This is a genomic window from Marinibaculum pumilum (assembly GCF_042646425.1).
Lineage (GTDB): Bacteria > Pseudomonadota > Alphaproteobacteria > Ferrovibrionales > Ferrovibrionaceae > Marinibaculum > Marinibaculum pumilum.
Map to the genome: position 1 here is coordinate 16,754 of NZ_JBHRTR010000025.1, position 19,117 is coordinate 35,870.

Sequence of the window (19,117 nt, forward strand, 5' to 3'; positions counted from 1 at the left end):
CGCTATTCCGCCGGTCGCTATTCCGCCGCCCGCTATTCCGCCGGCTGGGCGGCTTCGACGGCCGCCGTCTCGTCCGGATCGCCGGAGGAACGCAGCCGCCGCTCGTGCCGGCGCATCCAGTCCTCCGTCTCCTCGACATCCTGGACCGGGCCCTTGCGGATGTATTTCAGCATCAGCGCGATCTCGATCACGAACAGCACCGAATAGAACAGGGTGAAGCCGGCCAGGGTGATCAGCAGGTCCGCCACCGACAGGTGGCTGACCGACAGGGCGGTCGGCAGCACGCCGTCCACGGTCCATGGCTGGCGGCCATATTCGGCGACGATCCAGCCCAGCTCCGCGGCGATCCAGGGCAGCGGGATCATCCAGACTGCCAGGTGCAGCGCCCAGCGCGGATAGCGCATGCGGCCGAAATTCGCGGTGAAGAAGAAGAAGGTCATCGTCACCAGGAACAGGAAGCCCAGGCCGACCATGATCCGGAACGACCAGAACAGCGGCCAGACGGTGGGGATCGTGTCCTCCGCCGCCATCACGATCTGTTCCTCGGTCGCCTGCAGCGGATCGTCGACATAGCGCTTCAGCAACAGGGCGAACCCCAGGTCGCGTCCATGCGCCTCGAAATTCTGGCGGGCCGACAGCGGCGCATTCTCGCGCTGCTCGCGGATCGTCAGGAGCGCGTCATAGGCGATCAGGCCCGACCGCACCCGCTGCTCGGCGATCTGCTCCAGCTCGTTGATGCCCGGGATCGGCTGGGTCAGCGAGCGGGTGCCGATCAGGCCCATCACCCAGGGGATCTCCACCGCATAGTGGGTCTCCCGTGCCTCCTGGTCGGGAAAGCCGAAGGCGGTGAAGGCGGCCGGCGCCGGCTCCGTCTCCCACATCGCCTCGATCGCGGCGAGCTTCATCTTCTGGGAATGGGAGGCGGCATAGCCGCTCTCGTCGCCCAGCACGATGACCGACAGGGTGCCGGCCAGGCCGAAGGATGCGGCGATGGTGATCGACCGCCGCGCCAGCTCCACATGGCGGCCGCGCAGCAGGTACCAGGCGGAGACGCCGAGCACGAAGAACGATGCCGTGACATAGCCGGCGGAGACGGTGTGGACGAACTTCGCCTGCGCCACGGTGTTGAAGATGACCTCGTAGAAGCTGGTCAGCTCCATCCGCATGGTCATCGGGTTGAACGCGGCACCCACCGGGTGCTGCATCCAGCCGTTGGCGATCAGGATCCACAGGGCGGAGAAGTTGGAGCCGATCGCCACCAGCCAGGCGACGACCAGATGCGCCAGCTTGGAGATCTTGCCCCAGCCGAAGAAGAACAGGCCGACGAAGGTCGCCTCCAGGAAGAAGGCCATCAGCCCTTCGATCGCCAGCGGCGCGCCGAACACGTCGCCGACATAGTGGCTGTAATAGCTCCAGTTCATGCCGAACTGGAATTCCATGGTCAGGCCGGTCGCGACGCCGAGGACGAAGTTGATGCCGAACAGGGTGCCCCAGAACTTCGTCATCTGCCGCCAGATCGGGCGGTTGGTCATGACGTAGACCGTCTCCATGATCGCGACGATCACGGACAGGCCCAGGGTCAACGGCACGAACAGGAAGTGGTAGAGCGCCGTCAGCGCGAACTGCAGGCGCGAGAGGTCAACGACGTCGAGTTCCATGTCTTGCCTCCTGAGATCGGCGGCAGACTAGCGGAACCCGGTTGCGAAATCCTTAGCAGGCCACGGGGTGCGGCCAAGCTTCGCAGTGCGGCAAGGCGCCCCGTTGCAGCGTGCCGGCATCGGTCATAGCTGAACCGGAATCAGCCCTCCAGCACCAGCAGGGTCGAGGTCGCCGCGGCCACCGCCCGGCCGTCCGCCCCCTCCAGTTCGGCGGTGGCGAACATCACCCGGCGCCCCGGCTTCGCCACCACGCCGCGGGCGGTATAGCTTTCGCTGCGGGCAGCGGCATAGAAGCTGGTGGTCAGGCTGGTGGTGGTGATCGTCTGGCTGTCGGTCGCCACCGCCATGCCGGCAAAACCCATCACGAAATCCAGCATCGCGGCCAGCGCGCCGCCCTGCACCACGCCGGCCCCCTGCCAGAACAGCGGTTGCGGCGTGAAGCGCATGGTCAGCACCCGCGCCTCCCGGTCCAGGGCCAGCAGCTCCGCGCCGAAGGCCGCGAGCAGCGGATTGGTCGGCATCGGCACCGGGCCGGAAGGATCAACCACGAAGGCGCGGATCGCCTCCCGGTCCGGGTTCATTGGCTGCTGCGTCACGTTTCGCCTCCCCTCCGATTGCGCCCCCGGTCTATCACAGTGCGGGCGGAGGGAGGATGCGCCGGCGGCGATCAGGCGGCAGGCGGCACCCGGCCCGGCTCAGGCGTCCGTGGCGGCCCCGGCGTGACGCCGCAGGAAGCCAACCGCCGCGGCATCGAATTCCTGCGGCTTCTCGATATTCACAAGATGGCCGGCACCGGGAATGATGGTCAGTTCCGCACCGGGCACCAGGTCCGCTACCTCCCGCGCCATGTCCGCTGTCGTCAGGGGATCGTCGGTCCCGCAGATGACATGGGTGGGAACGGCGATCCGCGGCAGGCTGTCACGGTAGTCGGTATGCACGACCGCCTCGATCGCCTTGATGAAGCTGCCCTTGTGCAGCCGCGCCATGCTGTCGACCAGCTGGTCGAGTGCCTCTGCCGATGCTGACGGGCTGACCAGGCTGCGCGCCACCGGCAGGGCGATGTCCGCGGGTTCCGCGCCGCCGAGCAGCGGCGCCTTGCGCGACCGCACGAACTCCGCCTTCGCGGCATCGCTGAACTGCGCGAAGCCGGTATGAGTGGCGCAGAGGGTCAGGGTGCCCACGCGCTCCGGCCAGTTTGCCGCGAAGTCCATGGCGATCCAGCTGCCCATCGACAGGCCGAGGATATGGGCCCGGCCTGCGCCGAAATGGTCGAGAACCCGCACCAGGTCGCGGGCGAAGTCGCGAAAATCCAGCGCGCCGTCATAATCGTCGCTGTCGCCATAGCCGCGCGCGTCCCAGGCCACGACATGCAGGCCTGCAGCCAGCGCCGGCAGGTTGACCCGCCAGTTGCGGCGGTTGCCGCCGATGCCGTGGAGCAGCACGAGAAGTTCGCCGCTGCCGACGCTGTCGACCCGGATCCGCGGCGCCGGACCGATGGAGAAACTCTGACAGGTGTCCAAGTCCGGCTCCGCTGGCTGTTGGGGCTATTTGCGCAGGATGTCGCGCAGCTTCGAGCCGCCGGTCGCGGCGATCAGGACGCCGCCGGCGAAAAGCTGCTGGGAATAGGCCGGCGCGCCGATCAGCAGCAGGCCGAAGGTGCCGGTGCCGATGATGTAGACGCCGATCACGCTGCCCAGGATGTGGAACCTCCGGTGGACCAGGGTGACGGAGCCCAGAAAGGCCGCGGCAAAGGCCGGCAGGAGCAGCGAATTGCCGAACAGCGGAGTCAGCGAGCCCTGCCGGGACGTGTAGACCAGGCCCGCGATGGCGGCGAGCAGGGCGCAGGCGATGAAGGCCAGCATCACCTGCCGTTCCACGCGGATGCCCGACATGCGGCTGGCGGCCCGGTTGCCGCCGGTGGCGTAGAGATGCCGGCCCGTCACCGTGTAGCGCAGCGCCAGAGCCAGAATGCCGGCCAGGACGGCGAGGTAGATCACCGGCGCCTGAAGGCCGCCGAGGCGCCAGTTGCCCAACGCCATGAAGGCATCGGTGAAGCCGGAGAAGATCACGGAATTGCCGGTGATCCACAGGGTCAGGCCGTCCAGCAGGCTGGCGCTGCCGATGGTGGCGACCAGGGCCGGGATCTCCAGCCGGATCACGAGCAGGCCGTTGACCAGGCCGATCGCCACGGCGCTGGCCAGCACGGCCAGGACCGCGGGCAGGACCGGCCAGCCCTGCTGCGTGATCAGCACCGTCGACAGCGCGCCGGCAAAGGATGCGACCGCCGCGATCGAGAGGTCGAATTCGCCCACGATCAGGACGAAGGTCAGGCCGCAGGCCAGGATCGCCAGCAGGGCGCCGTCGTTCAGGATCGTCACCGCATTTTCGCCGGTTGCGAAGTATTGCGGCTCGACGATGGTGAAGCCGAGGATCAGCAGCAGCAGGAACAGCACCGGCGCCCATGGCGTGACGTCGCGGGGTGCCAGGTCCATCGGCGTGAGCCGCAGGCCGCGACGCCGTTCCGGCGGCATCTCCCTGTTGGCGGATATCCGGTCGTCGCCCGAAGTCCGGTCTGTCATTGCGCGGCCAGAAGGTTATGAAGGATCCGGTCCTTGGTGATCGCCGCGCCGGCAAGCTGCGCGTCGATGGTGCCGCCGCGCAGCAGCAGCACCCGGTGGCAGAGCGCCTCCAGTTCCTCCAGTTCCGACGAGGCGACCAGGATCGCGATGCCGCGTGCCGCCAGCCCGCGGACGATGTCGTAGATCTGCGCCTTGGAGCCGATATCGACACCGTGGGTGGGCTCGTCCAGCAGCAGCAGGCGGACCGGCCCGGTCACCCAGCGGGCGAAGATCGCCTTCTGCTGGTTGCCGCCGGACAGCGCCGTCATGGAGGCGTCGATGGACGGCATCTTCACCCCCAGCCGCTCCGCCGCGCCGGCGGCTTCCCGCCGCTCCCGGTCCAGGTCCAGGACCCCGAAATGGCTGAACCGGTGCGGCCAGGGCAGGGTGACGTTCTGCCAGATCGGCAGGCTCTCGACATAGCCGTCCGTGTTGCGGTCTTCGGTGACCAGCGCCACCCCCTGTGCCAGCGCATCCCGCGTGGAGCGGTAGCTGCAGGGCACGCCATCGAGCAGGATCCGGCCTTCCCGGCAGGGCGCCGCGCCGCCCAGCATGCGCAGCAGCCGCGACCGCCCGGAGGCGCCCAGGCCAGCCAGTCCGACGATCTCACCGGCGGCGACCTGCAGGTCGATGCCGGCGAGGCGGCCGTCGCCCAGCCCTGCCACAGCCAGCCGCGGTGTCGCGTCGCCTGCGATCGTGGCGACCTCCTCGCGTCGGAACAGATCCCCGGCCTCGGAACCGACGATGTGGCGGGCGACATCCTCCGTCGTCAGGCCCGCGACGGCCAGGGTCGCCACGCGCAGGCCGTCCCGCAGCACCGTCACCCGGTTGGCCACCCGGAAGATCTCTTCCAGGCGGTGACTGACATAGACGATCGCCACACCGCTCCGCTTCAGTCGGCTGATCTGGCCCAGCAGCAGCGCGACCTCCGGCTCCGAAAGCGAAGCCGTCACTTCGTCCAGAACCAGAATCTTCGGCTGCCGGCGGATGGCGCGGGCCACCGCGACCATCTGGCGCTGATGCGCCGTCAGATGGCGGATCGGCAGCCGCGGGTCGACGACCAGCCCGAGCCGCGCCAGGGCCTCCCGGCAGTCGCGGTGAACCGCCCGCCAGTCGATCAGGCCGGCGCGTCGCCGGTCGTAGGGCAAGCCCAGCAGATAGTTCTCCGACACCGACAGGTCCGGCACGAATGCCGGGATCTGGTGCACGAAGCCCACGCCGCCGGCGATCGCATCGCCGGGATGGGCGAACCGCACCGGCACCCCGTCAAGCCGGATCTCTCCTGCGTCCGGCGCATGGTCGCCGGCCAGGATGCGGATCAGGGTCGACTTGCCGGCGCCGTTCTCGCCCACCAGGGCATGGATCTCCCCCGGGACCAGCTCGAAATCGACCCCCTTCAGCGCCCGGGTACGGCCGAACGCCTTTGCCAGCCCCGTGACGGCAAGGATCGGCGGTGGCGCGCGGTCGGCCATGACGGTCATGCTTTCGCCCCGCCGCCCACCCGCCTCAGCGGGCCGCGTCCCACATCGCCCTGTACTTCGCCTTGAAGTCCAGGCCGGGGTCGTAGCGCTTGCCGGGCTCGGCATTCGCCTTGTGGGTAAGCTGGATCGGGAAGTCCGTGTTCACGCCTGTCTGCGCCTTATTGATGGCACGGTTGCACTCGTCGATCCCGGCCCAGGCGACCCATTCCAGGCCCCAGCTGATCGTGGCGGCCTGGCCGCCATCCTTGGCGATCGCCTCCAGCGCCACCGGCTGACCGTCGAAGCCGAGGCCCTGGATCTCGGTCCTGTCGCGCTGCCGGGCGGTCGCCAGAAGCGGCACGACGGCCTCGTCATAGGGCGCGATCACCCACTGGATGCTGTCCTTGGGGTGGCGGGTCAGCACCGCCTGCATCTTGGTGATCAGGTCGGGCGCGCCGGCTCCAACATTGAACTCGATCTCCTCCAGCACCCTGGCATGATCGCCGGCATGTTCGGAGAGATAGTCCTTGAAGCCCTGCAGCCGCACGGCCAACTGCGGGAAGGCGGGCGCGTTGAATACGACGACATTGCCGCCGCCATTGGCCACCACATAGGCGGCCAGCAACTCGCCGGCCGTCGACTGCTCCAGGCCGAAGGCGGAATCGCCGCCGAACGCGCGGGCATCGTCGGCAAAGCCGGTGACGAAGGCGACGTCCTTCTCCTTGCCGCGGGCGATCTGGGCCCGGATGTCCCGCGCCGGCGCGCCCAGGGTCAGGACGCAGGCGACACCGCGGTTGATCGCGGCCTCGACGCCCTTCTGCGCGACCCCGGGATCGCCCTTGGAATCGATCGGGATCGTCTTCCAGCCGATCGCCTCTGCCGCCGCCTCGGCATCGCTGTACAGCGCCTGGCAGACCGAAAGGAACAGCGGACAGGGCAGGACGGCGACGGTGGCATCCTTGGCCGGCGGCGGCGAACTGTCGGCACCGACCCAGTGGACCTTGCCGGAGGCCAGATCGTCCCGCGACATGATGCTCTTGGTCCCGGCCGCGACGACCTGCTGCGCATAGCCTGCCGGGTCGTCAGCGGCCTGCGCCGTCGCGGCCGGCGCAACCGCCGATCCACCGGCGACGGCGGCAAGGACGAAGCCCCCTGCTGCGGCCCGTGCGCCCATGCCCAGCCATGCCCCGTATCTGCCCCTGCGCGCTTCGCTCGTTCCGATCATGCCCGCCTCCAGTGTTGTCCGGCGCCGCTGCGGCAGGGCCGCCGCGACCGTGCCGCAGATCCGATGGCAGCCAGTCTTGCGAAGCGCCGCCGCCGCGTCCTGCGGCTGCGCGCATCAAGGCATTGGATTTTGCGCACTGTCCCTGCCGGCAGCGCGGCTTGCCGGCCCGCGCGGCCTTCGGCTACCGTTGCCGGTCAGGTACGGCACGGAGCAGCGTCCCACGCAATGATCACTGTGCTTTCGACAGAGCCGATGGCGGAGGGCGCCCAGTTCGCCAGCTTCCGCGCCGCGATCTGTTCCGAAATCGTCGACCTGTCCGCGCACCAGCTGGATCGCGGCGGCTTCAAGGCAGTGATCCGCAAGCATCAGGTCGGCAGCCTGGGCTACACCTTCGTCGACTGCGAGCCGGTGGTGATCGAGCGTGCGGTGCGCAACATCGACCGCGACAAGTCCAGCTGCTACTTCCTGGCGCTGCAGCTGGAAGGAGTCGGCCGGGTCCGGCAGCTGGGACGCGAGGTGCGGCTGCATCCCGGCGACTATACGATCTTCGATTCTGCGCTGCCCTACAGCCTGCATTTCGACAGCCCGGTGCGGCGCCTTCTGGTGCGGCTGCCGCGCGCGGATTTTCTGCGCCGCGGCGTCGTGACCGAGAATATCTGCGGCCATGCCTTCCGCGGCGATACCGGCACCAGCGGCCTGGCCTCGCGGCTGGTGACCATGCTGGGGCTGGACGCCGACGGGATCGACCAGCCGCTGGGCAATTCACTCGCCTCTGCCGTGCTGGACGCGATCGCGGCGGCCGAATGCGAGGATCCGCTTCGGCGGCAGCAGGCCGTCAACCAGCCGCAGGCGGAGATCCTGCGCAGGGTGCGCGTCATCGTGATGGCCAACCTGTCCGATCCCGACCTGTCGACGGAGCGGATCGCGGAGATGGCCGGCATCTCGGTGCGCTATCTGCACAAGGTGTTCAGCGCCACCGGCATGACCCTGCACCAGTGGATCCAGGACGAACGGCTCAGTCGCTGCTACGAGTGCCTGACCAGCCCCAACCAGCGGCACCGCACGATCCGCGACATCGCCTTCAGCAACGGCTTCAACGATTCCGGCTATTTCAGCAGCCGCTTCTCGCGGCGCTACGGCGTGAGTCCCAGCAAGATTCGCAAGTCGGGCTGAACCCGCTCCGGCGGATCCGCCTGTGCGCGATTTCCCAATGTTTGATGCACGGGCACGCAGGACCGGGTTCCCCGCCGCCGGCTATCCTTTCCTGCCAGGCTGAGACAGGCCTGCACGAACGGATCCGGCGGGAGACAGGCATGGCAGACGGACAGGCGAGCGATCGGGCGCCCGCAGGCGGGGTGCAGAACGGGCTGGGCATCGACCCGGTCCTGGCGGCACGGATCTCCGGCGGCAAGGACTGGGAACCCGTTCCCGACGACCTGTTCGTCATCGACGGGGTCGCCCATACCTATCACTTCGCCGAGGAGAACTGGGTCCCCGGCTCCTATGCCCGCCTGCTGGTGGATGCGCTGTGGGGCATCCACGAATATTTCACCCCGCGGCAGGACCGCGCCTGGATCCTGCCGCCGGAGATGCGGGGCATGCAGGACGCCGACCTGCTGGGCCATTCGATGTTCGGCGAGAGCCGCATCGACGCCTGCATCTACCACCACCTGCCGATCTTTCCGCTGTTCAAGGATGGCGGCGGGCCGATCTCCGTCGGCAAGGAGATGCGGCAGCGCTGGCCCGGCCGGGTGGCGATCTATGGCGGCCTCAGCCCCTACCGCCCCGACGCCCTGGACGAGATTGACCGCATGGTCGAGGAGGATGGCGTCATCGCCTTCAAGTTCTACCCGCTGGACCTGGTCGGCGGGGAGGTGAAGGGCATCCGCATGGACGACGAGACGCTGATGTTCCCCCTGTACGAGCGCATGATGAAGCACGGCATCGGCACCGTGGCGATGCACAAGGCGATCGCCTTCGGGCCGGTCGGCCACCGGTTCTTCGGCATGGACGATGTCAGCGGCGCGGCGGTCGCGTTCCCGGACCTGAACTTCGAGATCTTCCACGGCGGCTTCGCCTTCCTGGAGGATACCGCGCTGAAGGCGACCTACAGCCCCAACGTGACGATCAACCTGGAAGGCACCAGCGCCCTGGTGTTCTACGCCCCCGACCGGCTGGGACATGTGCTGGGCAGCCTGATGCTGGCCGGCGCCGCCGACCGGATCGTCTGGGGCACCGGCGTGCCGGTGATCCATCCGGAACCCTTCCTGCAGGCGTTCTGGAACTACCAGATCCCGGAGGCGCTGCAGGAGGGCTATGCCTATCCGCCGCTGACACCGGAGATCAAGCGGATGATGCTGAGCGGCACCCAGGCCCGGATCGCCGGGCTGGACGTGGCGGCGATGAAGGCGGCATGCGCCGGCGACGAATTCGACCGCAACACGTCGCTGGCCGCACCCTGGACCAGCGGGAGGGTCACGGCATGAGCGGCAGCACGGAACTGAGGCAGCAGGTCGAGCGCCTGCTGGACGAGGTGATCGATCCCTGCAGCGCCGGCATCGGCCGGCCGGCGGGCCTGGTCTCCATGGGCCTGGTCAAGGCGCTGGACCTGGAAGACCTGCCGGAGGGCGGCACCCGGATACGCCTGCTGCTGCGCCTGACCTCGCCCTGCTGCATGATGGCGCCGCATTTCGCATCGCAGGCCGATGCCCGCCTGCGCGCCCTGCCGGGGGTCGAGGCGGTGGAGATCTCGGTCTCGCCGACCATCGACTGGGAGCCGTCGCACATGGACCCGGACTACCGCGCCTCCCTGCCCCGCCCGGACTTCATGCAGCCGTTCTGAGCCGGGACGGACCCGCGACCGGCGGAGATCGCCGGCCGCGGGCTGGTGCTCAGGCGGTGTTCAGCACGCCGCGACGGACCTGGTCGCGCTCGATGGATTCGAACAGGGCCTTGAAGTTGCCCTCGCCGAAACCCTCGTCGCGCTTGCGCTGGATGAACTCGAAGAAGACCGGACCCAGCAGGGTCTCGGAGAAGATCTGCACCAGCAGGCGCGGATCGCCGTCCTCGGTGGAGCCGTCCAGCAGCAGGCCGCGGCGCTTCAGTTCGTCGACCGGCTCGCCGTGGCCGGGCAGGCGCTCGTCCAGCATCTCGTAGTAGGTGTCCGGCGGCGGCGTCATGAACGGCAGGCCGCGCGCCTTCAGCTTGTCCCAGCAGGCCGGCAGGTCGTCGCAGGCGAGCGCGATGTGCTGGATGCCCTCGCCGTTGAAGGCCATCAGGAATTCCTCGATCTGGCCGGTGGCGTTCGACGCCTCCTCGTTCAGCGGGATGCGGATCTTGCCGTCCGGTGCGGTCATCGCCTTCGAGGTCAGGCCGGTATATTCGCCCTTGATGTCGAAGTAGCGCAGCTCCCGGAAATTGAAGAGCTTCTCGTAGTACTTCGCCCAGAACGCCATGCGGCCGCGATAGACGTTGTGGGTCATGTGGTCGATGGTGTGGAAGCCGCAGCCCTTCGGGTGGCGGTCCACACCGTCCAGCCAGCGGAAGTCGATGTCGTAGATCGACGAGCCCTCCGCGTAGCGGTCGATCAGGTAGAGCGCGGCGCCGCCGATCCCCTTGATCGCCGGCAGGCGCAGCTCCATCGGCCCGGTCTGCATGTCCATCGGCTGCGCGCCCAGCTCCAGCGCGCGGGCATAGGCGTGATGGCTGTCCTTCACCCGGAAGGCCAGGCCGCAGGGCGAGGGGCCGTGTTCCTCCGCGAAATAGGCGGCGGGGCTTTTCGGCTCGCGGTTCAGGATGAAGTTGATGCCGCCCTGGCGGTACAGGTCGACATCCTTGGAGCGGTGGGTCGCCACCTTGATGAAGCCCAGCATCTCGAAGACGGGCTCGATCACGCCGGGCTTGGGGGAGGCGAATTCGACGAACTCGAAGCCGTCGAGGCCCATCGGGTTTTCGGTCTGTTCGGTCATGGTCAGGTTCCTAGATCCGGATTCCGGGAAAACGTCTCGGCTCCGGCGGCGCGCAGGCGCGCTCAGCCGGCAGGAACCGGGCCCGGCGGCGCGCAGGGCACGCCACGCACGCTGTTCGCCAGGCAACGGGCGATGCACAGGAATGGTGCTGTCATGCTCTCCCTACCTTTGCGACAGATGTAGCGCGGAAACGGGGTTTCGGGAATGGCACCGCGGGGCCGCCGGCCGTTCAGAACAGCGGTCGTGCCTGCCAGCGCCCGGCATCGATCTCGGCGCGGATCAGTTCCAGCAGCAGGCCCTGCATCGCCTCCAGCACGAAGGTGGCGGGATGGTCGACCAGGCGGCAGAACTGCAGGCTTCGCGACAGGGTCGGGTTCACGATCGGGCGGGCATGCAGGGTGCCGGCCTCCAGCTGCTCGCGCATGAACAGCCTTGTGCCGATGATGCAGCCGATCCCTTCCGCCAGCGCGCCGGAGATCGCGTGGACGGAGTTCATCTGCAGCTTCGCCCGTGCCTCCAGCCGCTTCAGCAGCGCCGGATCGTCGATCAGCGCCCGCGACGAGGCGCCCTGCCGCAGCAGGATCAGCGGCAGGTCCAGCAGTGCGTCGAAGGCGATGGGGTCGTCGGTGGCGCCGATGATCTCCGGCCGGCCGACGCAGATCATCTCCTCCTCCAGCACCGGCTGGGTCTCCAGCAGCGGGTCGTCAGGCGGGTTGTAGACCAGCGCCAGTTCCACGTCCGACTTCATCACATGCAGCAGGGTGGAGGCGGACAGGCTCTCGGTGATGGAGACGCGGACCTGGGGATAGTCCTGCGTCACCCGTCGCATGAAGGGCACGCCGATCGCCTTCACCGCGGAATAGGCCATGCCGATCGAGACCTCGCCCGCCAGGCGGTCGCCGGCCTGGCGGATATCGGCCTCCGCCGCTTCCATCGCCCGCAGGATGCCCTTGGCATGCTGGTAGAGCCGCTCGCCGGCCGCGGTCGGCAGCATGCCGCGCGGCCGGCGGCGGAACAGAGGACTGCCGAGCTCGGCTTCCAGCCCCGCCAGATGGTGCGACAGCGCCGACTGCGCCACGTTGCAGGCGCGGGCGGCGCGGCTGAGGTTCCGCTCCTCGAAGATCGCCGCGAAGTAGCGCAGCTGCCGGCGGTCCATGCCTGCCCTTCTTCGACATCTGGTTTCCAGAACGGTTCGTTAGAAACATTGTATTTTTCCGAACAGAAGGGAAGACCTAGCCTGTCGGCTGTATTCGCGGACCGAGGGAGGATCGCCCCGTGACAGCGCCGGCCGCACCGCCGTTCCAGCCGCTTGCCGGTACGAAGGTGGTGGAGATGAGCCACATGATCATGGGCCCGTCCTGCGGCATGTTCCTGGCGTTCATGGGCGCCGAGGTGGTGAAGGTCGAGCCGCCGGACGGCGACAAGACCCGCCACCTGACCGGCATGGGGTCGGCTTTCTTTCCCACCTTCAACCGGGCGAAGATGTCGGTGACCCTCGACCTCAAGGCGCCGGCCGGGCGCGCCGCGCTGGACCGGCTGCTGGAAGGCGCCGACGTCTTCCTGGAGAATTTCCGCGACAGCGCGCTGCAGAAGATTGGCTTTGCGCCCGACCAGCTGCGCGCGAAATACCCGCAGCTGATCACCGCCTCCTGCAAGGGGTTCCTGCACGGCCCCTACCAGGACCGCACCGCGATGGACGAGGTGGTGCAGATGATGACCGGCATGGCCTACATGACCGGCCCGACGGGGCGGCCGCTGCGCATCGGCTCTTCCGCCAACGACATCATGGGCGGCCTGTTCGGCGCCTTCGCGGTGATGGGCGCGCTGATGCAGCGCCAGGCCGACGGAAGCGGACACGACGTGCGGATCGGCCTGTTCGAGAACTGCCTGCTGCTGGTCGCCCAGCACATGGTGCAGTTCGAGATCGAGGGGCGCGAGGCGCCGCCGATGCCGGAGCGCGAATTCTCCTGGCCGGTCTACGACATCTTCGACACCGAAGACGGCCGCCAGATCTTCGTCGGCGCGGTGACCGAGGGGCAATGGGCCACCCTCTGCGACATCCTGGGACTGGCGGCGCTGAAGGCGGATCCCGCCCTGCAGCACCGCATGGCGCAGATCGAGGCGCGCGACCGCACCATCCCGCTGGTCGCCGCGGCGATCCGCAGCCGCCGCTTCGACGACCTGATCGCCGCCTTCGAGCCGGCCGGCATTCCCTTTGCGCCGATCCACCGCCCGGCGGAGATGTATGCCGACCCGCATGTGAACCGGCCCGGCGGCCTGCTGACCTCCGCCCGGCCGGACGGGCCGGCCTTCCGCGCGCCCGGCCTGCCGCTGGAGCTGGACGGCCGGCCGGTGGCGCCGGCCTCCGCCGACCTGCCCGGCCTGGGCGACGACACGCGCGCGGTGCTGGCCGCGCTGGGCATGGACGAGGCGGAGATTGCGGCCGCCCGCGGACACCGCGAACCCGGAGAAGGGAGCGAGAGGGTATGAGCCGGATCGACGAGATCTATCCTGCGGACCGGGTCACCCTGCGCGAGGTCGGCCTGCGCGACGGGCTGCAGCTGGTGAAGCGCTTCCCCTCCACGGCGGCGAAGCGCGACTGGATCGCCCGGGAATATGCCGCCGGGGTGCGGCATTTCGAGATCGGCTCCTTCCTGCCGGCCGCCCGCATGCCGCAGTTCGCCGACCTCCCGGAGATGATCGCGGCGGTAGGCGCGCTGGACGGCGCCTTCTCGTCCGCCCTGGCGATGAACGAGCGCGGCATCAACGATGCCACCGCCTCCGCCGTCGACGAGATCGTCTGCGTGCTGTCCGCCACCGAAGCGCATGCCCAGGCCAACATGCGCCGTTCGCGCGCCGACGCGGTCGACCTGATCCGCCGCACCGCGGCGCTTTCCCGCCAGGTGCGCCCGGCCGGCGAACGGCAGCCGGTCTATGCCGGCATCGCCATGGCCTTCGGCTGCTCGATCGCCGGCACGGTCGCGCCCGCCGAGGTGCTGCGCCTGGCCGAGGCGGCGCTGGACGCCGGCGCCGACGTGGTCGGCCTGGCCGACACCGTCGGCTTCGCCGGTCCCGACCAGGTGGCGGAGCTGTGCCGCGGCATGGCCGGCCTGTGCGGCGACCGCCCGTTCGGCATCCACCTGCACGACACCCGCGGCATGGGCATCGCCAATGCCTCCGCCGCGCTGGATGCGGGCGCACGGATCCTCGACGGCTCGCTGGGTGGCCTGGGAGGCTGCCCGTTCGCGCCTGGGGCCACCGGCAATGTCGTGTTCGAGGACCTGGTCTTCCTCTGCGGCACCAAGGGCTTCGACACCGGCATCGACCTGGACGCCCTTGTCGCCGTGCGCGAAATCCCGGCCTCAGAAATGCCCGACGAACCGCTTTACGGCGCGCTGGCCCGCGCCGGACGTCCGCGCGTGCTGGGGCCGCCCGCCACCTGACCGACCGAAGAAGAAGCAATCAGAGAGATGGGGAGGAAGATGATGAACAGGCTCTCGACCACCGCGATCGCCGCCGCTCTGCTGCTGGCCGGCGCGGCCATCGCCGCCGGTCCCGCCGCCGCCGCGACGGAGATGCGCTGCAGCCACCAGCTGCCGCCCGCCCACCATATCGCCGGCGTGATCGACCGCTGGGCGGCGGAGGTGGAGACCCTGTCCGACGGCGAGATCGACGTGCAGGTGTTCGGCGCCGACAGCCTGGTCGGCGCCAAGGAGAACATCGTCGCCGTCGCGAAGGGCAATATCGAATGCGCCTTCTCGGTGAACTTCCAGTGGGGCAAGACCCTGCCGATCATGAACGTCACCGTCGCGCCTTTCGCCTTCAGCGACCTGGACATGTGGCGCAAATGGCCGGAGAGCGAGGCCGCGGCCTTCCTGGGCGACAAGCTGCGGGACAAGGGCGTGCAGAACGTGGTCTGGCTGTTCCAGACCAACTCCTCGGTCTTCACCTCCAAGGGGAAGCCGCTGGTGAAACCGGCGGATTTCGAGGGCATGAAGATCCGCGGCCTGGTGCCGGCCTTCAACGCCTCGCTGGAGGCGCTGGGCGCCACCCCGGTGTCGATGCCGGGGTCGGAGGTCTACCAGTCGCTGGCCACCGGGGTGATCGACGGCGGGCTGACCGACGTCGCCGCCGCCGTGGCCCGCAAGTACTACGAGGTGCAGGACCATTTCACCGTGGTGCCGGTGATCAGCGTCTATTTCCACGGCTATGTGAATCCCGGCTGGTATGACGGCCTGTCCGACAAGGCGAAGGCGGCCCTGGACGAGGCCGGGAAGAAGGCCGCGATCTGGGCGATCGACGCCGCGGAAGAGGCCGTCGCCGCCGCGCCCGACCAGCTGCGCGAGAAGGGGGTGAGCGTCCATGTCGCCACGCCTGAGGAGAATGCGGCGCTGGAGGCCGTGATGCGCCCCGCCTTCGACACTGTCTTCAATGCCGAAGACCCGGATGCGGCGAAGCTGATCGAGCTGATCGCGAAGATCCAGCCGAAGCAGATGTGAGGCGCGCCGGTCGCCGCGGCGGGTCCCGCCGGTGCGGCCCGACGATGCCGGCCCGCCCCCAGGGAATGCCGGGGGGCGGGTTGCGACCTTCCTGCGGGCGGCCGACTGGCCGGCGCGGGCGGGCGGCATCCTCGCGACCCTGCTGATCCTGTTCGTTGCCGGCCTCACCTGCCTGGCGGTCGCGCAGCGCTACCTGCTGGGCGCACCGCTGCTGTGGAGCGACGAACTGGCCGGCTACCTGTTGGTGACCCTTGTGATGGCCGGGCTGGCGGAGGCCTATCGGCGCGGCGACCATATCGCCATCGACCTTGTCACCGGCCGGCTGAGCGCAGGGGGCAGGCGCGCGGTGGCGATCTGGTCGGACCTCGCCGTCCTGGCCGTGGCGATCGTGCTGGGCCTCAGCGCCTGGGATGCGGTGACCTTCGCCCGCGCCTTCGGCGCCTATCCCGCCGGCGAGATCCAGGTGCCGACATGGATCCTGCAGGTGCCGCTGATCGGCGGCGCGGCGCTTCTGGCGCTTGCTGCCCTGACCCGGCTGCTGACCCGGCTGGCCGGCCCGGCGGCGGGAAGCAGGGCGGAATGACAATCGCGCTCGTCTTCGCCGGGCTGATCGTCCTGCTGCTGACCGGCATGCCGATCTTCGCCGCGCTGGCGCTGGCGGCCACCGCGATCCTGCTGCTGGCGGAGGGCTCCATCGGCAGCATCGCCGACACCGTCTTCGCCCATCTCGACAAGTCGGTGCTGACCACCATCCCGCTGTTCGTCTTCATGGCGCAGGTGATGATCCGGGCGAAGGTGATCGACGATCTCTACGACATGGCCAATACCCTGGTCGGCCATGTGAAGGGCGGCCTGGGGGTCGCCACGGTGCTGGCCTGCACCATCTTCGCCGCGATCTCCGGCTCCTCCGTCGCCACCGCCCTGTCGATCGGCGCCAGCGCAGTGCCGCAGATGAAGCGGCTGGGCTATCCGGAGCGCGACGCGCTGGGTGTGGTCGCCGCCGGCGGCACCCTCGGCATCCTGATCCCGCCGTCGGGCCCGATGATCCTCTATGCCATCGTCTCCGAGGCCTCGATCGGTGCGCTGTTCCTGGCCGGCGTGCTGCCGGGCCTGCTGCTGGCGCTGATCTTCGCCCTCTACTGCATGGCCCGCGCCCGGGCGCGGGGCACGGCCCGCCAGCCCTGGGCGGGATGGCCCCAGGTGGCGGGCGCGATGCGGCGCTCCGCCTGGGCGGTGGCGACCCCGCCGCTGATCATGGGCGGCATCTACCTGGGCATCTTCACCGCGACGGAAGCGGCGGCGATCGGCAGCCTCTACGCGCTGCTGGTCGCCACCCTGGTCTATCGCAACTTCTCCTTCCGCGCGCTCTACGACTGCGCCTACCAGGCGATGCGCACCTCGATGATGGTGTTCGCGATCATCGCGGCGGCGGCGATGTTCGGCCATGCCATCACCATCATCCGCCTGCCCGTCGGCGTGACGGAGGCGGTGGCGGCGATGGGCCTCGGCCCGCTGGGCTTCATCCTGGTGGTGATGGCGCTGATCTTCCTGATGGGCATGTTCTTCGAAAGCATCGCCATCATCCTGATCACCACGCCGATCCTGCTGCCCACCATGATCGCGCTGGACATCGACCTGATCTGGTACGGCGTGCTGCTGATGATCAATCTGGAGCTGGCGATGATCACGCCGCCGGTCGGCATGAACCTGTTCGTCATCAAGGGCATCACCGATGCGTCGATGGCCGAGGTGATCCGCGGTGCCGCCCCTTATGTCGGCCTGATGATCCTGGGCCTGGCGCTGCTGATCCTGGCGCCCGGCCTGGCAACCTGGCTGCCCTACTCCGCAGGCTTCGGGCGATAGCGGCCGGCGGGGCGGCTCAGCGGCCGGCTGCCGCCGCCGCGATCTGCTCGCGCAGCCAGACATGTGCCGGCGAGGTGTCGAGCCTGGGCGGCCAGTAGGCGTTGAGGGAGAAGCCCGGGACCGGCAGCGGCGGCTCGAACACCGCCAGGTCGCGGCGCATCATCGCGATCAGCCGCGCAGGCAGCACCGCGATCAGGTCGGTGCGTTCCAGCAGCGCGCCCACGACCGAGAAGCCGGGCACCACCAGGCCGATCGTCCGGCGCCGGCCGACGGCCGCCAGAGCGAGGTCGGTCGGGCCCGTGGCATCGCCGCGGAACGGCGCGACCAGCAGGTGGTGATGGGCGCAGAAGCCGTCCAGAGTGACCGGCCCGGCCGCCAGGATCGGATGGTCGGTCCGCGCGACACCGACATAGCGTTCCTCGAACAGGTGCAGCAGTCGGAAGCCCGGCGGGATGAATTCCGGCACCGTCAGGGCCAGGTCGATCCGCGCATCGCGCATCTCCACCTCCAGGGAGGCCAGGTCCGCCGGCCGCACCATCAGCCGCAGGCCCGGCGCCGCGCCGCGGATCCGGCCCAGCAGCGGCGGCATCAGCAGCGCCAGCGCATAGTCGCTGGCGGCGATGGTCATCGTACCCTCGTAGCACGCCGGGTCGAAGGAGGCCTGGGCCACCAGCGGCTCCAGCGCCGCCAGCGCCGCCCGCACCGCCGGCGCCAGTTCCTCCGCCCGCGGCGTCGGCACGACGCCGCCGCGGCCGCGCACGAACAGCGGGTCGCCGAAGATCTGCCGCAGCTGGGCCAGCTGCCCGCTCATCGCCTGCTGGGTCAGGTCGGCGCGCTCCGCCGCGCGGGTGACGTTCCGCTCGGCATGGATCGCCTCGAAGGCGACCAGCAGCCGGATCTCCAGCCGTCTTACATCGCGATTCATTGTGATGGCCATCGGAAACATCTGTTGGACCGATGACAGGATGCGGCGTAGGAGCGAGAGGTGCAAATCCGCGGCCGGCGACGATCCGGCACGGAAACGAGAGCGCGTCCCGAGGCGCGCCATACAGGGAGCAGACGCCATGGAAATACTGGCCGATCCGATTACCGTGAACTGCCGCAAGGTGATTGCGGGACTCAAAATGATGGATGCCGACTACCGGCTGACCAAGATCGACTATTTCCAGGGCGAGCAGAAATCGCCGGCCTATGTCGCGCTCAACCCGATGGCCGCGATCCCGGCGATGCGCGACGGGGACCTGGTGCTGACGGAGTCCAATTCGATCCTGCAATATGCCGCCGACAAGCTGGGCCGGGCGGAGGCCTATCCGACCGACCTGAAGACCCGGGCCGACATCAACCGCTGGCTGCTGTGGGAATGCGGCCACTGGTTCCCCAGCTGCTATGTCTACCTGGTGGAGAACTGCGTGAAGCCGCTGCTGGGGGCGGAGACCGATCCGGCCGCCCTGGCGGCGGAGGCGGACAATTTCGCCAAGCTGGCGGGCATCCTGGACAGCCGCCTGGCCGGCAGCCGGTACATTGCCGGCGATGCGCCCACCATCGCCGACGTGGCCGTCGCCGCGCCGATGCACCTGCACGGCTGGATGAAGCTGCCGCTGGAGCCGCATGCCAATGTGCGCCGCTGGATCGGCGAGATCGAGGCACAGCCCTGGTGGAAGGCCACCCATGTGGGCGAGGGCTTCGTGGCGGCAGAGGCGGCGTAGCCCGCCGGCAGAAGGAGTGTCGATGAGCGAACAGGACCTGGCGGGCCGCACCGCCCTGGTGACCGGCGGCTCCCGCGGCATCGGCCGCGGGATCTGCCTCCGCCTGGCACAGGCGGGCGC

At 69.1% G+C, this 19,117-nt stretch carries 18 protein-coding genes and 1 pseudogene; 10 read left to right on the plus strand and 9 right to left on the minus strand.

All coding sequences use genetic code 11. The annotated features are described in order from the left end of the window. Window positions 1–32: 32 nt before the first annotated feature. The 6 genes from ACFOGJ_RS10635 to ACFOGJ_RS10660 all read right to left on the minus strand — a co-directional run bounded on the left by ACFOGJ_RS10635 (window position 33) and on the right by ACFOGJ_RS10660 (window position 6,961). Window positions 33–1,658 (minus strand): cytochrome ubiquinol oxidase subunit I, encoded by a 1,626-nt coding sequence (locus tag ACFOGJ_RS10635; RefSeq protein ID WP_379900072.1) that lies wholly within the window; start codon window positions 1,656–1,658, stop codon window positions 33–35. 140 nt (window positions 1,659–1,798) lie between these two features. Next, window positions 1,799–2,254 carry a PaaI family thioesterase gene (locus ACFOGJ_RS10640; RefSeq protein ID WP_379900074.1) on the minus strand — a complete coding sequence of 152 codons (456 nt, stop codon included), beginning with the start codon at window positions 2,252–2,254 and terminating at the stop codon, window positions 1,799–1,801. Between the two features lie 99 nt (window positions 2,255–2,353). Further along, window positions 2,354–3,178: an alpha/beta fold hydrolase gene (locus ACFOGJ_RS10645; protein ID WP_379900076.1), complete on the minus strand. Its 825-nt coding sequence runs from the start codon at window positions 3,176–3,178 to the stop codon at window positions 2,354–2,356. A 24-nt stretch (window positions 3,179–3,202) separates the two neighbouring features. Further along, window positions 3,203–4,237, minus strand: a complete 1,035-nt coding sequence (locus ACFOGJ_RS10650; protein ID WP_379900078.1) for an ABC transporter permease — start codon at window positions 4,235–4,237, stop codon at window positions 3,203–3,205. Then, a complete protein-coding gene (locus ACFOGJ_RS10655; protein WP_379900080.1) occupies window positions 4,234–5,757 on the minus strand; it encodes a sugar ABC transporter ATP-binding protein in 1,524 nt (507 codons plus the stop codon). The genes ACFOGJ_RS10650 and ACFOGJ_RS10655 overlap by 4 nt, the downstream gene beginning before the upstream one ends. A gap of 25 nt (window positions 5,758–5,782) precedes the next feature. Then, window positions 5,783–6,961: a sugar ABC transporter substrate-binding protein gene (locus tag ACFOGJ_RS10660; RefSeq protein ID WP_379900082.1), complete on the minus strand. Its 1,179-nt coding sequence runs from the start codon at window positions 6,959–6,961 to the stop codon at window positions 5,783–5,785. A gap of 225 nt (window positions 6,962–7,186) precedes the next feature. Between ACFOGJ_RS10660 and ACFOGJ_RS10665 the strand changes: the two genes are divergently transcribed. The 3 genes from ACFOGJ_RS10665 (at window position 7,187) to ACFOGJ_RS10675 (ending at window position 9,803) form a co-directional block, all read left to right on the plus strand. Next, window positions 7,187–8,134 carry an AraC-like ligand-binding domain-containing protein gene (locus ACFOGJ_RS10665; protein ID WP_379900084.1) on the plus strand — a complete coding sequence of 316 codons (948 nt, stop codon included), beginning with the start codon at window positions 7,187–7,189 and terminating at the stop codon, window positions 8,132–8,134. Window positions 8,135–8,274: 140 nt separating this feature from the next. Next, complete coding sequence (locus ACFOGJ_RS10670; RefSeq protein ID WP_379900086.1) at window positions 8,275–9,447, plus strand: amidohydrolase family protein; 1,173 nt, start codon at window positions 8,275–8,277, stop codon at window positions 9,445–9,447. Continuing rightward, window positions 9,444–9,803, plus strand: coding sequence for a metal-sulfur cluster assembly factor (locus ACFOGJ_RS10675; RefSeq protein ID WP_379900088.1), 360 nt, complete (start codon window positions 9,444–9,446; stop codon window positions 9,801–9,803). Before ACFOGJ_RS10670 ends, ACFOGJ_RS10675 begins: the two co-directional genes overlap by 4 nt. Window positions 9,804–9,852: 49 nt before the next feature. Here the strand turns inward: ACFOGJ_RS10675 and hppD are convergent, their stop codons facing one another. Next, entirely contained in the window at window positions 9,853–10,929 is a 1,077-nt protein-coding gene (gene hppD, locus ACFOGJ_RS10680) for a 4-hydroxyphenylpyruvate dioxygenase (RefSeq protein ID WP_379900090.1), read from the minus strand. Between the two features lie 229 nt (window positions 10,930–11,158). Continuing rightward, on the minus strand, window positions 11,159–12,085 hold the full coding sequence (locus ACFOGJ_RS10685; protein WP_379900092.1) for a LysR family transcriptional regulator: 927 nt from the start codon (window positions 12,083–12,085) through the stop codon (window positions 11,159–11,161). A gap of 119 nt (window positions 12,086–12,204) precedes the next feature. Here ACFOGJ_RS10685 and ACFOGJ_RS10690 point away from each other — a divergent pair, with 119 nt between their 5' ends. The 5 genes from ACFOGJ_RS10690 to ACFOGJ_RS10710 are packed head-to-tail and all read left to right on the plus strand — an operon-like array spanning window position 12,205 to window position 17,291. Further along, on the plus strand, window positions 12,205–13,419 hold the full coding sequence (locus ACFOGJ_RS10690) for a CaiB/BaiF CoA transferase family protein (RefSeq protein ID WP_379900094.1): 1,215 nt from the start codon (window positions 12,205–12,207) through the stop codon (window positions 13,417–13,419). Further along, a complete protein-coding gene (locus tag ACFOGJ_RS10695) occupies window positions 13,416–14,372 on the plus strand; it encodes a hydroxymethylglutaryl-CoA lyase (protein ID WP_379900096.1) in 957 nt (318 codons plus the stop codon). Before ACFOGJ_RS10690 ends, ACFOGJ_RS10695 begins: the two co-directional genes overlap by 4 nt. A gap of 42 nt (window positions 14,373–14,414) precedes the next feature. Then, entirely contained in the window at window positions 14,415–15,428 is a 1,014-nt protein-coding gene (dctP, locus tag ACFOGJ_RS10700) for a TRAP transporter substrate-binding protein DctP (RefSeq protein WP_379900098.1), read from the plus strand. Window positions 15,429–15,459: 31 nt separating this feature from the next. Further along, a complete protein-coding gene (locus ACFOGJ_RS10705; RefSeq protein ID WP_379900100.1) occupies window positions 15,460–16,011 on the plus strand; it encodes a TRAP transporter small permease in 552 nt (183 codons plus the stop codon). Beyond that, a complete protein-coding gene (locus ACFOGJ_RS10710) occupies window positions 16,008–17,291 on the plus strand; it encodes a TRAP transporter large permease (protein WP_379900102.1) in 1,284 nt (427 codons plus the stop codon). Before ACFOGJ_RS10705 ends, ACFOGJ_RS10710 begins: the two co-directional genes overlap by 4 nt. Before the next feature lie 16 nt (window positions 17,292–17,307). Here ACFOGJ_RS10710 and ACFOGJ_RS10715 read toward each other — a convergent pair whose 3' ends face one another. Further along, entirely contained in the window at window positions 17,308–18,228 is a 921-nt protein-coding gene (locus tag ACFOGJ_RS10715) for a LysR family transcriptional regulator (RefSeq protein ID WP_379900104.1), read from the minus strand. Window positions 18,229–18,355: 127 nt separating this feature from the next. On the opposite strand from ACFOGJ_RS10715, the gene ACFOGJ_RS10720 reads away from it, so the two are divergent. Together ACFOGJ_RS10720 and ACFOGJ_RS30325 are read left to right on the plus strand one after the other, a co-directional pair. Beyond that, entirely contained in the window at window positions 18,356–18,997 is a 642-nt protein-coding gene (locus ACFOGJ_RS10720) for a glutathione S-transferase family protein (RefSeq protein WP_379900105.1), read from the plus strand. Window positions 18,998–19,019: 22 nt separating this feature from the next. After that, window positions 19,020–19,117 (plus strand): annotated as a pseudogene (locus ACFOGJ_RS30325) (short-chain dehydrogenase); the annotation flags it as partial.